Here is a 14,543-nt window from a genome sequence, read left to right on the forward strand (position 1 = left end):
CTGGTCCCGTTGCTGTGCTTGGATTCCCCCACGCACGAGGAAGCCAGGAGGTTCGCGTGAGCGTGACTCCCGCCACTGTGACGACCACCGTGTCGCTCGACGACAAGTACACGGCCACCAGCGGCAAGGTGCTGATCTCGGGCATCCAGGCCCTGGTCCGCCTGACGCTGGAGCAGCGCCGCCTCGACCAGGAACGCGGCCTGAACACGCGGGTCTTCGTCTCCGGCTACCAAGGCTCGCCGCTGGGCGGGGTCGACCTGGAGATGGGGCGGGCCGCGCGGTTCCTCGACCCGGCGGGCGTGGTGTTCCAGCCGGGACTGAACGAGGAGCTCGCCGCCACCGCGGTGGCCGGGACGCAGCTGCTCGGCCAGGTCCCCGGCCGGCGGCACGACGGGGTGACGGGCTTCTGGTACGGCAAGAACCCGGGCCTGGACCGGGCCGCCGACGCCGTCCGGCACGGCAACGTGGCGGGCACCGCGGCCCTCGGCGGCGCCGTGGCCTGGATCGGCGACGACCCCGGCAGCAAGTCCTCGACCGTGCCCAGCTCGTGCGAGCCGATGTGCCAGAGCCTGTCCATGCCGCTGCTCGCGCCCGGCTCGGTGGGGGAGATCATCGAGTTCGGGCTGCACGCGGTGGCCCTGTCACGCGCCACCGGCCTGTGGACCGGCCTGAAGATCGTCGCCGACATCGCGGACGCCTCCGCCACCGTCGACCTCGGCCCGCTGCGCGACGGCGTCCCGGCGCCGGACCACGCCGACCGCGGCGCGTCCCCCACCCTGGTCGGCCCGGCCTCGCTGGACGCCGAGCACGACATGCTGACCCGCAGGCTCGACCTGGCGCGCGCCTACGCCCGCGCGCACCGGCTGAACCGGGTGATGGCCGACTCCCCGCGGGCGAGCCTCGGCGTCCTCGCCTCGGGCACGACGTACGCGGTGGTCCGGCGCGCGCTGGCGGACCTCGGCCTGGACGAGGCGGCCATGGACGCGCTCGGGCTCAGGCTCATCAGGCTCGCCATGCCGTTCCCCCTCGCGCACGACGACCTGGCCGCCATGACCGCGGACCTGGACCGGGTGCTCGTCGTGGAGGACAAGGTGCCGTTCCTGGAGGGCCAGCTCAAGCAGGCGCTCTACGGCGGCGAGCGCACCCCCGCCGTGGTCGGCAGGGACCTGCTCACCGCGCGCGGCACCCTCGGCGCCGAGGACGTCGCCAAGGCGCTCGCCACCTGCCTCGGCCCCGACAGGCTGCCCCGGCAGCCCGTCCACCTGTCGTCCGCCAAGCCGGCGAACAAGCCGGGGCGCCGGATGCTCCCGCTGGTCGCCGCGCGCACGCCGTACTTCTGCTCGGGCTGCCCGCACAACGCCTCCACCCGCACCGACGACAGCACGCTGGTCGGCGTCGGCATCGGCTGCCACGCCATGATCGCCCTGGACGGCAACGGGCGCGGCACCCAGGTCGGCATCACCCAGATGGGCGGCGAGGGCGCCCAGTGGATCGGCCTGGCCCCCTTCACCGGCGACCCGCACTTCGTGCAGAACCTCGGCGACGGCACCTTCCACCACTCCGGGTCCCTGGCCATCCGCGCGGCCGTCGCCGCCGGCGTGTCGATCACCTACAAGCTGCTCTACAACGACGCCGTGGCGATGACCGGCGGCCAGCGGGCCGAGGGCCGCCTCGACGTCCCCGCGCTGACGCACGCGCTGGCCGTCGAAGGGGTACGCCGCATCGTGATCACCACGCCCGAGCCGGAGACCTACCGGGGCGTCCAGCTCGCGCCGATCGCCACCGTGCGGCACCGCGACGACCTCCCCGTCGCCGAGAAGGAACTGGCCACGCTCGACGGGGTCACCGTGCTGATCCACGACGACCGGTGCGCCGCCGAGGAACGGCGGCTGCGCAAGCGCGGCAAGCTGCCCACACCGGTGCAGAAGGTCGTGGTCAACGAGCGGGTCTGCGAGGGCTGCGGCGACTGCGGGGACGTCTCCACGTGCCTGTCGGTGCAACCGGTCGAGACCGAGTTCGGCCGCAAGACCCGCATCCACCAGCCGTCCTGCAACTCCGACCTGAGCTGCCTCAAGGGCGACTGCCCCTCGTTCCTGCTGGTCGAGCCGGGACAGCGGCGAGCCAGGCCGGTTCCGGCGCTGCCGGTGACGCTCACCGACCCCGTCGCCAGGTTCCCCGGCAGGGAGGTGCTGATGCGGATGCCCGGCATCGGCGGCACCGGCGTCGTCACCGTCTCGCAGATCCTGCAGATGGCGGCCCACCTCGACGGCCTGCACGCGGCCGGGCTGGAGCAGACCGGGCTGGCCCAGAAGGGCGGGCCCGTCGTCAGCGACGTCCGCATCGCCCCCAGCCCGGTCGGCGGCTCGGTGCGCGCCTCGCACGGCACCGCCGACGTGCTGATCGGCTTCGACCTGCTCGGCGTCGCCGCGGACGGCAACCTCGCCGTCGCCTCGCCGGAACGCACGGTCGCCGTGGTCAACACCGCCGTCGTGCCCACCGCCGCCATGGTGACCGGCCGCGCCGCCATGCCCGGCTCGCCCGCCGACGCGATCGTCCGCGTCGAGTCGGCCACCAGAGCGGACGACAACGTCTACCTCGACGCGCAGGGCCTGGCCGAAGCCCTGTTCGCCGACCACATGGCCGCGAACATGCTGCTCGTCGGCGCGGCCTACCAGCACGGCTGCGTCCCGATCTCGGCAGACGCCATCGAGCGGGCCATCCGGCTCAACAAGGCGGCCGTCGAGCAGAACCTGGCCGCCTTCCGCTGGGGCCGCGCCGCCGTCCTGGACCGCGACGCCGTGCTGCGCGCCGTGGCCCCTCCTGCCCCGCGCATCGGAGGCGGCACGCTGGAGGAGGTGCTCGCCGTCCGGATCGCCGACCTCACCGGCTACCAGAACGCGGCCTACGCCCGCTCGTACGCCGAGGAGGTGCGCCACGTGGCCGCCGTCGCGGCCGAGCGCGCGGGGGAGGAGGCCGGCGCGGACGTCGCGCTCGCCTACGCCCGCGGCCTGCACAAGCTCATGGCCTACAAGGACGAGTACGAGGTCGCCCGGCTGCACCTCGACCCGGAGGAGCAGACCAGGCGCGAGCACGAGTTCGGCCAGGACGCCGTCGTCTCGGTGCTGCTGCACCCGCCGCTGCTGCGGGCCCTGGGCATGAAGCGCAAGATCCGGCTGCGCCGCTCGGCTGGGGTGCTGTTCCGCGGGCTGCGCGCGGCCCGCGGCCTGCGCGGCACCGCGCTCGACGTGTTCGGCTACGCCAGGGTGCGCAAGGTCGAGCGGGAACTCGTGGGCGAGTACCGCGCCCTCGTGCGTGACGCCCTGACCCGGCTCACCCCCGCCACCGCCGACGACGTCACCGCCATCGCGGCCCTGCCCGACCTGGTGCGCGGCTACGAGGACATCAAGCTCGCCCGCGTCGCCGAGTTCCGCGAGCGCGCCGCCGCCGCGCTCGCACGCCTGGACGAGCCCGCCGTTGGCCGAGCGGCTCGGGGTGGAGCACCCGTGTCTTGATGACCGGACTCCCGACGACGCGATGAAACACACCACAGGTCATGGCGGAGTGGTCGACGGATGCGGGCCGGCCGGGTCATCGGGGGCGGGTGCTGCGCGTGTGCGGACCTGGTCGCGGTGGTGTGCGGCCCGCCATGCTCGGGCGCTGGAGCCGAACTCGTTGCGGAACCATCGGGAGAAGGTGCTGAGCGTCGAGAAGCCGAGCAACTCCGCGACCTGGGTGAGGGGGCGGTTCTGGTGTCCGACGTACCGCTGGGCGAGTTGTCGGCGTGTGGCGCCGAGGACCGACGAGAACGTCTCGCCGGCTGTGGCGAGGTGCCGGTGCACGGTCTTGCGGTCGACGCCCAGGCTGTGCGCGACCTGCTGGAGCGAGCAGCGTCCGGTCGGGAGCAGCGCCTCGATGAGGTCCCGGACACGGTCGACGTCGGCCGTGGGCCGGGGGGAGGCGATCGCTTCGAGGTACTGCCTCGCGTAGGGCCTGAGCAGAGGGTCCGACAGCATGTTGGGGAGTCGAGGTCGGCGGCGTACAGGATGATGCCGTTGAGGTCCTCGCCGAAACGGACTGAGGGGCCGAGTACGCGGTGATGCGTGGCAAGGTCGGCCGGCGGGTCGTGGGTGAAGCAGACGGTGAGGGGCTTCCAGCGGTTGCCGGCGAGATCGCGGACGATGCGGTGGAGCGCACCGACGATCAGCTCGATGGTCTGGCGGTGCCCGGCGGACAGACCTGCGACGACGTCCATCCTGATCGTCGCGAGGCCGTTGCTCTCGGATATGCGGCTGCGCAGCGCCTCGTTGTGCAGGTGCAGATGGCGCATGATCACTGTTAGGGCGCTGCGCACGTCAGGCTCGTCGCGGGCGGCGAGGCTGACCGGGCCCAGGTTGGAGAAGCGCCGGCCCTCGGCGAGCCTGAGACCGAAGTCCTCCCGGCCAGTCGCCGCGGCCGAGAGCTCCAGGAGCCGAGCGACGGCGTCGGCGGGGACCCACTTGTGGTGGACGGCGAGGTCGGCGGCGTCGAGGCCGACCGACCGCAGCAGCGGCATCGGGTCGACGGCCAGGGCACGGGTGAGTTCGAGGTAGCCGTTCAATGCGGCGTTGCGGACCAGCGGTCTCATGATGGCGGCCTCCACGTGCCACAAGATGCTAAGTATTCCGCCACATGCGGTCAAGCAATCTTGTGCGCGGCTTCTTAAGCTGCCTTAACCCGTCCTGAACGGCGGGTGAGAGCAAGGAGTCCGCCTGTGAGCGTGCTGTCGTGGAACCGTAAGCAACCCCTTGTGCTGGACGCCTCCGGATCGGCCGCTCACCTCGTCTCCCGGCGCTACGCCTGGGGCGTGTTCGCGATGGTGTTCGCGCTGGCCCTCACCGACTACATCGACCGGCAGATCATCGTCTCGACGTTCCCCTACCTGAAGAAGGAGTGGGGGCTGTCGGACACCGCGCTCGGTGCGCTGATGTCGGTGGTCTCGATCACGATCGCGGTGTGCGCCCTGCCCGCCGCGCGGCTCGCGGACCGCTGGGGCCGGGTGAAGTCCGTCGCGGCGATGGGCGGGCTGTGGAGCATCGCCACGATCGGGTGCGCCCTCTCGGGCAACTACGCCCAACTGCTCGCGTCGCGCGCGCTGCTCGGCACGGGTGAGGCGGGCTACGGACCGGCCGGCGGGGCCCTGCTGGCCGGCTACTTTCCCCAGCGGCTGCGCGCGACCGTCATGAGCGCCTTCCAGGCGGCCGGCCCGCTCGGCGCGGTCCTGGGCGTCCTGCTCGGCGGCGTGATGACCGTGCACTGGGGCTGGCGGGTGACTCTGGGCGCCTTCGGCGTGCCCGGGCTGCTTCTGGCCCTGGTGTTCCGCAGAGTCCGCGACTACCGGACGCCCGCCGTGGCGGCCGGCGCCGACCGGACCGCCGCACCCCCGGCGGCACAGGCCGGCGGCATCGGTCTTCGGGCGACCCTGCGGGAGCTGTCCCGGACGCGGACGGCGACATGGTGCTACCTCGGTGGGGCGCTGAACCTGATGGTGCTGTCCACGGTCTACACCTGGCTGCCCGCCTACCTGGGCCGGGCCTACGGGCTGACCGCAGACAAGGCCGGCGCGAAGGCCGCGCTGGTCATCCTCGCCGGGTTCTTCGGGGCGATCGCGTCCGGCTACCTGGCCGACCGGTGGGCGGCGACGCGTCCGAGGCGCAGGCTGCTCGTGCCGACGGGGCTGGCCCTGGTGACCGCCGCGCTGCTGTGCACCGCGTTCGGCGCGCTGGCCCCCGGCGGCCTCCAGTTCGGGCTCGTCCTGGCCGCGGGATTCCCGCTCGCCGCGGCCCTCGGAACCGCCCCGGCCGTGGTGGTCGACGTGGTGCCACCCTCGTTACGGGCTACCGCGATCGGCATGGTGGTCCTCGTCCAGAACCTGTTCGGCCTGGCCGTCGGCCCGGTCCTGACCGGGTGGCTCTCCGACGCGTTCGGCCTGCGGACCGCGCTCGGCGTGATGCCGCTGTTCTGCGTCGGCGGTGCGGTCGCGCTCTGGCTGGCCTCCCGGACCTACGAGAGGGACCTTGCGAACGTCGCCGCTGCCGCGTCGCGGTGACCACGTCCACATCGAGAGGAATGGAGTTGAAGGACATGAGTCCCGACGTCGAAGCGGCCCGCGCCCCGGGTGTGGAAACCCCGGTCGTGGACCAGATGCGAGCCCGCGGTGCCTGGAATCCGCTCTGGGACAAGCTGCACGAGTGGGACCCGGCCTGGACCGAACAGTTCATGGCCATGGGCATGCAGCCCTGGCAGAGCGGAGTGCTGGAACCGAAGTTCGTCGAGCTCCTCTGCATCGCCGTCGACGCGGCGGCCACCCACATGTACGCCCCGGGCGTGCGCCGCCACATCCGGGCGGCGCTGGACCTCGGCGCCACCCGCGAGGAGATCCTCGAGGTCCTGAAACTCGCGACGCTGGTGGGCATCCACGCCTGCAACGTCGGCGTCCCCATCCTCGCCGAGGAGCTCGCGGCCCGCGAGCATCCGGGCTCCGGCCTCGACTAGCAACCCGCCCCGCCTCAGGAGTCAACCGCCCCCGCCGAGGGGCCGTCCCAAAGGAGATCATCATGCACTTCCTCGACGACTCGTTGCTGCCGGAGAACCAGGAGAAGCTGGTGATCCAGGTCGCCCCGTACGGCCCGGAGTGGCTGCCCGGCGACTCCGACGACATCCCGGTGACCATGGACGAGCAGATCCAGAAGGCCGTGGACTGCTACAACGCCGGCGCCCAGCTGCTGCACATCCACGTCCGCGAGCTGGACGGCCGCGGGTCCAAGCGGCTGTCGATGTTCAACGAGATGATCGGACGGCTCCGCGAGGCCGTTCCGGACATGATCCTGCAGGTCGGAGGGTCCATCTCGTTCGCCCCCGAGCGCGAGGGCGAGGCCGCCAAGTGGCTCGACGACGACACCCGGCACCTGCTGGCCGAGCTGTACCCGAAGCCGGACCAGGTGACCATCGCGATCAACACGGTTCAGATGAACGTCGTCGAACTGCTGACCCAGGACGACATCGCCGGCACGTCCATGCAGAACCCGCTGCTCTACAAGGCGTACCGGGACATGGTGAGCGAGGCCGGCCCGGAGTTCTACCTGGAGCACCTCAAGCGGCTGACCGCCAACGGGATCCAGCCGCACTTCATGCTCGGCAACCTGCCCCAGCTCGAGACGGTGGAGCGGCTGATCCGGGCCGGGATCTACACCGGGCCGCTCAACCTGAACTACGTCGGTATCGGCGGCGGCGCCTCCGCCTTCCACCCCGCTGACCTGGTCGAGTTCGCCCGCCGCAGCCCGGACGGGGCCGTACTGACCATCGAGAGCATCATGCGCTCCACCCTCCCCATGAACGCCATCGCGATCGCCCTGGGCCTGCACGTCCGCGTCGGTATCGAGGACAACCTGTGGGCGCCGCGCAAGGACCGCATCACCTCCGTCCAGCAGGTCGAGCAGATCGTCCGCATCGCTAACGAGCTCGGCCGCGACATCGCCACCGCCGAGGAGGCCAAGCGCATCTACCGTCTCGGCGAGTACTGGTCCAGCGCGGAGGAGACCCTCGACTACCTCGGCCTGCCCCCGAACCGTCGCCCTGGCGAGCGCGGTGTCCCGCTGCGCCACCCCGCCCCGGTCCTCAGTGACGCGCTCGTGTAGGCAACAGCCGCATGCGCTGCGGCCCTGAGCGTCACATGCGCAGGCCGCCGGACCGCCTCTCACCCCTGGGGGCGGTCCGGCGATCCGCCTACGACACCACCGCACCGAAGACCTGGAGATCCGATGCTCAACCTCGCTGTCATGCTCGAGGACAGCGCGCACGCGGTGCCCGACCGCGACGCGGTCATCGCGGGCGACCAGACCCTCACCTACGCCCAGCTCGACGCATGCGCCAACCGGGTCGCCAACCTTCTCGCCGCACGCGGCATCGGGCCGGGAGACAAGGTCGCACTGTCCTGCCCCAACGTGGCACAGTTCCCCGTCATCTACTTCGGCATCCTCAAGGCCGGCGCGGTCGTCGTGCCGCTCAACGTGCTGCTCAAGCGCCGGGAGATCGCCTACCACCTCGCCGACTCCGACGCCCGCGCCTACTTCTGCTTCGAAGGGACCGCCGAACTCCCGCTCGGGCGAGAAGGGTGGGCCGGATTCAACGAGGCCGAAGGCTGCCGGGACTTCTTCCTCATCACCGCCGCCCCCGACACCGCCGCGGCCGCCACCGGCGCGGCCGCCACCTCGCCCATGCCGGGCGCCGAGAGCCTCGCCGGTGCGCTCGACGGGCACAGCACCACGTTCGCCACCCGGGTCACCGAGCCGGCCGACACCGCCGTCATCCTCTACACCTCGGGCACCACAGGCCGGCCCAAGGGCGCCGAACTCACCCACGCCAACATGACCCTCAACGCACTGACCTGCCACAAGATGTTCGGTGAGGCCGAGCACGATGTGCACCTGATCGCCCTGCCGCTGTTCCACTCCTTCGGCCAGACCGTACAGCTGAACGCCGGCCTGGCCTCGCGGGCAACCCTGGTGGTCATGCCGCGCTTCGACGCCCGCGGAGCGTTGTCCTTGATGCGCCGGCATCAGGTCACCTTCTTCGCCGGCGTACCCACCATGTACTGGGCGCTGCTCGGCGAGGGCACGTCGGACGCCGACGCGACGACTGATGCGTTGAACCTGCGCATCGCCGTGTCCGGAGGTGCGGCCCTGCCGGTGGAGATCCACCACCGTTTCCACCGCCGCTTCGGGACGACGCTCCTCGAAGGGTACGGCCTGTCGGAGACCAGCCCCTTGGCGACCTTCACCCCCAGGGACGCCGAGCCACGACCGGGATCGATCGGCAAGCCGGTCTGGGGCGTGGAGGTGGACCTGATCGCGAACGACTGGACCTCGGTGGATGCCGGACAGGTCGGAGAGATCGTCGTCCGTGGCCACAACGTGATGCGGGGGTACTACCGGAGGCCCGAAGCCACCGCCGAGGTCATGCGCGACGGCTGGTTCCGCACTGGAGACCTGGCCCGCCGCGACGGGGACGGCTGGCTCTACATCGTCGACCGCGCCAAAGACATGATCATCCGTGGTGGGTTCAACATCTACCCGCGCGAGATCGAGGAAGTCCTGCACTCCCACCCGGCCGTCAGCATGGCCGCCGTCGTCGGGGTGCCCCACGGCAGCCTCGGCGAGGAGGTCAAGGCCTACGTCGTTCCGGCATCAGGCGCGCAGATGACCGAGGACGCCCTGGTCGCTTGGTGCCGGGAGAACATGGCCGGCTACAAGTACCCCCGCCTGGTGGAGTTCCGCGACGCGCTGCCCATGAACGCCACCGGAAAGATCCTCAAGCGCGAACTTCGCACAGAGACGGCGACGTCCGGGCGCTAGCCATCGGCCGAGTACCACCGCAGAACCAGCACGGCCAGAAGGCCGACGCCGCGATCAGAAGGGACAACGAGCATGAAACTCAAGGACAAGGTAGCCGTGGTCACCGGTGCGGCCCAGGGCCTCGGCAAGAGCATCGCCCTTGCCCTGGCACGGGAAGGCGCCGACCTCGTCGTGGGCGATATCCAGGAAGATCCGCTGTACGGCACGGCCAAGGAAGTCGAGGCGCTGGGAAGGCGGTGCCTGCCCGTACGTTGCGACATCTCCTCCAGCGATCAGGTGGCGCAGATGTTCGCCAGGGCCGGCGAGCGGTTCGGCACCGTCCACATCCTCGTGAACAACGCGGCCATGGTGCCGACCTCCCCGGCGGAAGAAGAGCGACGCAACAGGCACTACGCCTACGCGACCACGCCGATGCCCCGCCGGTCCCTCGGCATCACCAGCGGTCTCAGCGACGAGGACTGGCTCAAGTGGTGGGACGTCAACGTCCACGGCACGTTCTACTGCACGCGCGAGGCATTGCGGTTCATGGAGCCGCAGAACGACGGCAAGATCATCAATATCGCGTCCATCGCCGGAATCTCGGCCGCCAGCACGCACAGCCCGGGCTATTCCGCCAGCAAGGCCGCAGTCGCGAACTTCACCAAAACCGTCGCCTACGACGTCGCCGGCGCCAACATCTACGTGAACGCCATCGCCTGCGGTGGCGTGCTGACGCCACCGTTCGCGGCGTACCTGGCGAAGGCCACGGAAGAGCAGATTCGCACCCTCCACCAGATGATCCCCCTCGGCCGCGTCGGCACCCCGGAAGAGTACGCGTCCCTCGCCGTCTACCTGGCGGGAGACGACCACTACCTCGTCGGTCAGGTCATCAGCCCCAACGGGGGACTGATCATCTGACCGAAGGAACGTTTCGTCCAAATGTGCAGGGATCGTCCGGTTATCGACCGCAGGTGGTGTGCGGGCAGCGGCTCGCCGGGCTCGGCCTCGCGGAGTTGGGAGATGTCGTTGGTGTCGTGCTCGCGCAGGATGTGGCGGCGGGCGACCTCCTGCGTCTCCAGGTGGTCGATGGCCTCATCCATAGGCGTCCGGCGGATCAGTACGGGTGGTGGTTCGACTTGTTCGCCCAGGTCGCGTAGGCCTGGGCGCCGAGCTCGGGATAGATCTGCTCGATAAGGATCTTGCGCTGGTCGAGGGGCCGCTGGAAGTCCGCGTACTGGAAGGCGTCGTCGAAACCGATCTTCCTGGTCGCCTCGAGGTCGGAGCTGAAGTGGACGGAGTCGATCCGCGACCAGTAGATGGCGCTCATGCACATCGGGCACGGAGCCCCGCTCGAGTAGAGGGAGCAGCCCATGAGCATCCGGGCCCGCTCGGGCAGGAGGTCGGGGGATCCTTCCGGGCGCGGTACGAGTTCGAGCGTCGAGGTGTTCAGGCGGTCCTCCGAGAGGCTGGGAGCCTCCGGGTTCAGGATCTGGATGGCCTTGCGGATGGCCTCGACCTCGCCGTGCGCGGTCGGGTCGCCGGTGAGCAGGACGCGGTTCTGCCCGCGGGCGAGAATCTCCCCGTCCTTGGTGATGACTGCGCCGAACGGGCCGCCCCAGCCGTTCACAACGGACTCCGTGGCGAGTCGCACGGCTTCGGTCATGAATTCCTTGGGTCCCATCTCATAACCTCCGGCAGGTAAATTACGGCTGAAGATCAGGCGTGCTCGACTGCCGCGTCAGGGTCATTGCCGCAATGTTTATCCGAGCGGCCGTGGACTATACTTGCCCAGGTGAAGCCTGGTTCGAACCGTGGGGCCTCGGATCGCGGCGTGACCGTGGTGATTTCGTCAAAGGTTCGCGAAGGCCGCGAGGAGGATTATCGCCGCTGGCAGCAGAAAATAAATGAGAGCATGCGCTCTTTTGCTGGTTTCGAGGGGGCGGAGGCTTATCCGCCGATTCCCGGTGAGCAACCCTCGTGGGTGGCCGTCTTTCGCTTCTCGGGTATCGGCCAGCTGACTCGGTGGCTGAATTCGGAGATGCGCAGGGCGCTGCTGGAGGAGGTCCGGCCGCTGCTGGAGGAGCCGTCGGCGCTGGAGGTCCTCGCGGGAAGGACACCCGGCAGCGAGGCGGTCACGGCCGTGATCTCCCACAACGTGCGGCCGGGCCGCGAGCGCGACTACACGCGCTGGCAGGAGAGAGTGCGCAGGGCCGAGGAGAGGTTTCCCGGCTTCCTCGGATTCGAGGCGTTCGCGCCCGTGCCGGGCGTTCAGCCGCACTGGGTGGTCATGACCCGCTTCGACACCCGCGAACACCTCGAGGACTGGTTCGCGTCCGACACCCGCAGAAAGCTCCTGGACGAAGGGCGCGACTGCGTTCTCGACTACGACGTGCGCACGGTCAAGTCGGCGTTCGGCGGCTGGTTCCGGTTCGGCGGCGGGGCCGGGCAGGGCGCTCCGCCCAACTGGAAGCAGGCCATGTGCGTGCTGCTGGCCCTCTATCCGACCGTGATGGTGCTGAACCTGACGGTGGGCCGGGTGCTGACCGGCGCGCACCTGCCCCTGTATCTCGTCCTGTTCATCAGCAACGTGCTGAGCGTCACCATGCTCACGTGGGTCCTGATGCCGCTCGTCAACAGGGCCTTCGCGGCGTGGCTGCGTCCCGGCGTGCCCCGCTCGTTCCTCGCCAACGCCGCCGGAGCGTTCGTGATCCTGCTGTGCTTCGCGCTGTCCATCGCCGTCTTCGGCGTGATCACCCGTTAGCGGCGCAGGCGCGCCTGGAGGATGTCCGACATGGGGCTGGGCCGAGACCTGGAGGGTCTGCTCGTCAGGCGAGGCGAGGCCGGCTACGAGGACCTCAGGGCGGCCATGGTGTGGAACGGGCTCAAGCCGGAGCGGTTCCCCGACGTGATCGTCCAGGTCGCCTCCGAGCGGGACGTCCTGACGGCCGTCAGGCTCGCCCGCTCGGCCGGCATGCGGGTCGCCGTGCGGGCGGGCGGCCACAACTGGGCGGGCACCTCGGTGCGCGACGGAGGCATGCTCATCGACCTCTCCCGGCTCGACGCGTGCGCCGTCGACACCGCCTCGGCCACGGCCGGCGCGCAGCCCGCCGCCCGCGGCCGCGATCTCGCCGCCGCGCTCGCCGAGCACGGGCTGGCGTTCCCCGTGGGGCACTGCGGCTCCGTCGCGCTCGGCGGCTTCCTGCTGAGCGGCGGTCTCGGCTGGAACCCCGGAGTGTGGGGGCCGGCCTGCCTGAGCGTCGCGGAGATCGAAGCCGTGACGGCGGCCGGCGAGGCGGTCCGGTGCAGCGAGGACGAGAACGCCGACCTCTTCTGGGCGGCGCGCGGAGCCGGGCCCGGGTTCTTCGCGGTCGTCACCCGGTTCCGGCTGTGTCTGCGTCGTCTCCCGGCGGCGATCACCACGAGCGCCTACGTCTTCCCGCTCCCGCGCGTGGCGGAGGTGACGTCCTGGGCCGTCGAGGTCGCGGCGTCGCTCCCCCCGGCGGTCGAGCTGAGCATCATGCTCGGCACGGCGCCGCAGGAGCCCGGGACGAAGGCGATCGTCGTCACGGCCACCAGTTTCGCGGACTCCGCGGACGAGGCGGCCCGATCCCTTACGGCGTTCCGCGCGTGCCCCCTCGCCGAGCGCGCCCTGGCCCGCGTGGCGGAGCAGCCGGCCACCTTCGACGCCCTGTTCGAGGGCGCCGGCGCGCTCTGGCCGGAGCGCCATCGCGTCGCGGCCGACACCCACTGGTCGATGGAGGACCTCGGCGCGCTGCTGCCGCTGCTCGCGGACGACGTCGCCAAGGCTCCGTCCGGCAAGTCGCTCGTGCTCGCGAACATCCCTCCCGCAGCCGTGTTGCCTGACATGGCCTTCTCGGTGCTGGGCAGGAGCTACGTCGTCGGTTACGCGATCTGGCAGGACCCGGCACACGACCAGGCCAACATCCGCTGGTTGCGCGAGGCGATGGGCAAGGTCGCGCCGCTGGCGGTCGGGCACTACATCGCGGAGGCCGACCTGCCGGCCGCCGCGTCCCGAAGCCGGCGGTCGTTCACGCCCGACACCTGGGAGCGCCTGCAGGCGGTGAGAGCGCGATGGGACCCCGAGGGCGTCTTCCAGCCCTACCTGCGACCGTGACCCTTGCTGACAGCCCTTTGGGTCAGGCCCGGTCAGCCTTCGATCGTGGCCGCGAAGCGAGGCCCGGCTAGTTGATCACTTCGCACGCGGACGCCCTGCGGTTGACGCGGTGCGGGTCGCGGCGCGCGAACCTGCCGCAGGAGGGCACCGCCGAGCCCCGGGATGGCGGGCCGACGGGCCTCGGTGGCCCGCGTGCGCGTCAGTCCGCCAGCCGGACAGCCACCTCCATGCCCACCGGGACGCCCTGATCGAGCAGGCCGATCTGGCGCACCTGGGCGAGCGACACGCTCGCGCCCTCGGCCTCGGCGGCGGCCAGCAACGCCAGCACCGCGGGATGCGCGGCTCCGTCGACCACGGCGACGTCCTGTTCGAAGTGCCAGCGGATCACCATCTCCGGGCCGGGCTCCACGGTGCCGGACTCCACGTCCCAGTCGGCCGGCGGCAGCTCGGCCACCGGCCAGCAGCAGACCACCTGGATCACGGTGTCGCTGCCCGGCTCGGCCCTGATCGTCGTCCAGAACGCCCCCGTCGGCGCGTTCCCCGCGGCCGTGAGACGGCGCCAGAGGTCGGCGAACACCTCGTTGGCCTGCTCGTCGCCGTCGTCAGGCGACAGGATCACGCCCGCCCAGTGCTGCGCCGCCGCCTGTCGCACCTCGGTCTGCCACGTCACCCGCTCGGCCAGCAACTGGTCGAGGACGTCGAGCGCGGCGTCCTGGCGTTCCCGCTCGGCGGCCAGTCTGGCGCGGTGCGCCGCCAGCACCGCGGCGGCGCTCTCGGCGTCCCTGAGCAGCGCGGGCGCCTCGGCCAGGGGCAGGTCGGCGGCACGGGCGCCCTTCAGTCTGAGCGCCTGCTCGAACTGCGCGGCGGCGTAGCGGCGGTGCCGCGACCACGGGTCCACCGACGCGGGCGAGAGCAGGCCCTGCTCGTCATAGAGGCGCAACGCCTTCGGAGTCAGACCTGTCAGTTCCGCGAACTCACCGATGTTCATCATGCGCCCAGTGTGGGACCTCCCCCTGGGGCAGGTTCCACCTCGCCGCGAA

Annotated in this window: 12 protein-coding genes and 1 pseudogene; 8 read left to right on the plus strand and 5 right to left on the minus strand. The window is 71.0% G+C overall.

What is annotated here, in order from left to right:
• Positions 1 to 56: 56 nt before the first annotated feature.
• Positions 57 to 3,512 (plus strand): indolepyruvate ferredoxin oxidoreductase family protein, encoded by a 3,456-nt coding sequence (locus ABT294_RS14910; RefSeq protein WP_350806084.1) that lies wholly within the window; start codon positions 57 to 59, stop codon positions 3,510 to 3,512.
• Positions 3,513 to 3,551: 39 nt separating this feature from the next.
• On the opposite strand, the gene ABT294_RS14915 is transcribed toward ABT294_RS14910, so the two are convergent.
• Complete coding sequence (locus ABT294_RS14915; RefSeq protein ID WP_350806085.1) at positions 3,552 to 4,013, minus strand: helix-turn-helix transcriptional regulator; 462 nt, start codon at positions 4,011 to 4,013, stop codon at positions 3,552 to 3,554.
• Between the two features lie 62 nt (positions 4,014 to 4,075).
• Positions 4,076 to 4,624, minus strand: a pseudogene (locus tag ABT294_RS14920) (AraC family transcriptional regulator); the annotation flags it as partial.
• Positions 4,625 to 4,750: 126 nt separating this feature from the next.
• Here ABT294_RS14920 and ABT294_RS14925 point away from each other — a divergent pair.
• The 5 genes from ABT294_RS14925 (at position 4,751) to ABT294_RS14945 (ending at position 10,286) form a co-directional block, all read left to right on the plus strand.
• Positions 4,751 to 6,085, plus strand: coding sequence for an MFS transporter (locus tag ABT294_RS14925; RefSeq protein ID WP_350806086.1), 1,335 nt, complete (start codon positions 4,751 to 4,753; stop codon positions 6,083 to 6,085).
• A 35-nt stretch (positions 6,086 to 6,120) separates the two neighbouring features.
• Positions 6,121 to 6,531: a carboxymuconolactone decarboxylase family protein gene (locus ABT294_RS14930; protein WP_350806087.1), complete on the plus strand. Its 411-nt coding sequence runs from the start codon at positions 6,121 to 6,123 to the stop codon at positions 6,529 to 6,531.
• A gap of 62 nt (positions 6,532 to 6,593) precedes the next feature.
• Positions 6,594 to 7,673, plus strand: a complete 1,080-nt coding sequence (locus ABT294_RS14935) for a beta-keto acid cleavage family enzyme (RefSeq protein WP_350806088.1) — start codon at positions 6,594 to 6,596, stop codon at positions 7,671 to 7,673.
• A 123-nt stretch (positions 7,674 to 7,796) separates the two neighbouring features.
• Complete coding sequence (locus tag ABT294_RS14940; RefSeq protein WP_350806090.1) at positions 7,797 to 9,389, plus strand: long-chain-fatty-acid--CoA ligase; 1,593 nt, start codon at positions 7,797 to 7,799, stop codon at positions 9,387 to 9,389.
• 72 nt (positions 9,390 to 9,461) lie between these two features.
• Complete coding sequence (locus ABT294_RS14945; RefSeq protein ID WP_350806091.1) at positions 9,462 to 10,286, plus strand: SDR family NAD(P)-dependent oxidoreductase; 825 nt, start codon at positions 9,462 to 9,464, stop codon at positions 10,284 to 10,286.
• Here the strand turns inward: ABT294_RS14945 and ABT294_RS14950 are convergent.
• Both ABT294_RS14950 and ABT294_RS14955 read right to left on the minus strand, forming a co-directional pair.
• Complete coding sequence (locus ABT294_RS14950; protein ID WP_350806092.1) at positions 10,250 to 10,468, minus strand: hypothetical protein; 219 nt, start codon at positions 10,466 to 10,468, stop codon at positions 10,250 to 10,252. The two genes, ABT294_RS14945 and ABT294_RS14950, sit on opposite strands and share 37 nt — an antisense overlap.
• A 14-nt stretch (positions 10,469 to 10,482) precedes the next feature.
• Positions 10,483 to 11,049, minus strand: a complete 567-nt coding sequence (locus ABT294_RS14955) for a nucleoside deaminase (RefSeq protein WP_350806094.1) — start codon at positions 11,047 to 11,049, stop codon at positions 10,483 to 10,485.
• A gap of 357 nt (positions 11,050 to 11,406) precedes the next feature.
• On the opposite strand from ABT294_RS14955, the gene ABT294_RS14960 reads away from it, so the two are divergent.
• Entirely contained in the window at positions 11,407 to 12,129 is a 723-nt protein-coding gene (locus ABT294_RS14960; RefSeq protein ID WP_350806096.1) for an antibiotic biosynthesis monooxygenase, read from the plus strand.
• 30 nt (positions 12,130 to 12,159) lie between these two features.
• Positions 12,160 to 13,503: an FAD-binding oxidoreductase gene (locus tag ABT294_RS14965; protein WP_350806097.1), complete on the plus strand. Its 1,344-nt coding sequence runs from the start codon at positions 12,160 to 12,162 to the stop codon at positions 13,501 to 13,503.
• A 199-nt stretch (positions 13,504 to 13,702) separates the two neighbouring features.
• Here ABT294_RS14965 and ABT294_RS14970 read toward each other — a convergent pair whose 3' ends face one another.
• Positions 13,703 to 14,494: a MerR family DNA-binding transcriptional regulator gene (locus ABT294_RS14970; RefSeq protein WP_350806098.1), complete on the minus strand. Its 792-nt coding sequence runs from the start codon at positions 14,492 to 14,494 to the stop codon at positions 13,703 to 13,705.
• Between the last annotated feature and the right edge of the window lie 49 nt (positions 14,495 to 14,543).

The organism is Nonomuraea sp. NPDC000554 (assembly GCF_040300065.1).
GTDB lineage: Bacteria > Actinomycetota > Actinomycetes > Streptosporangiales > Streptosporangiaceae > Nonomuraea.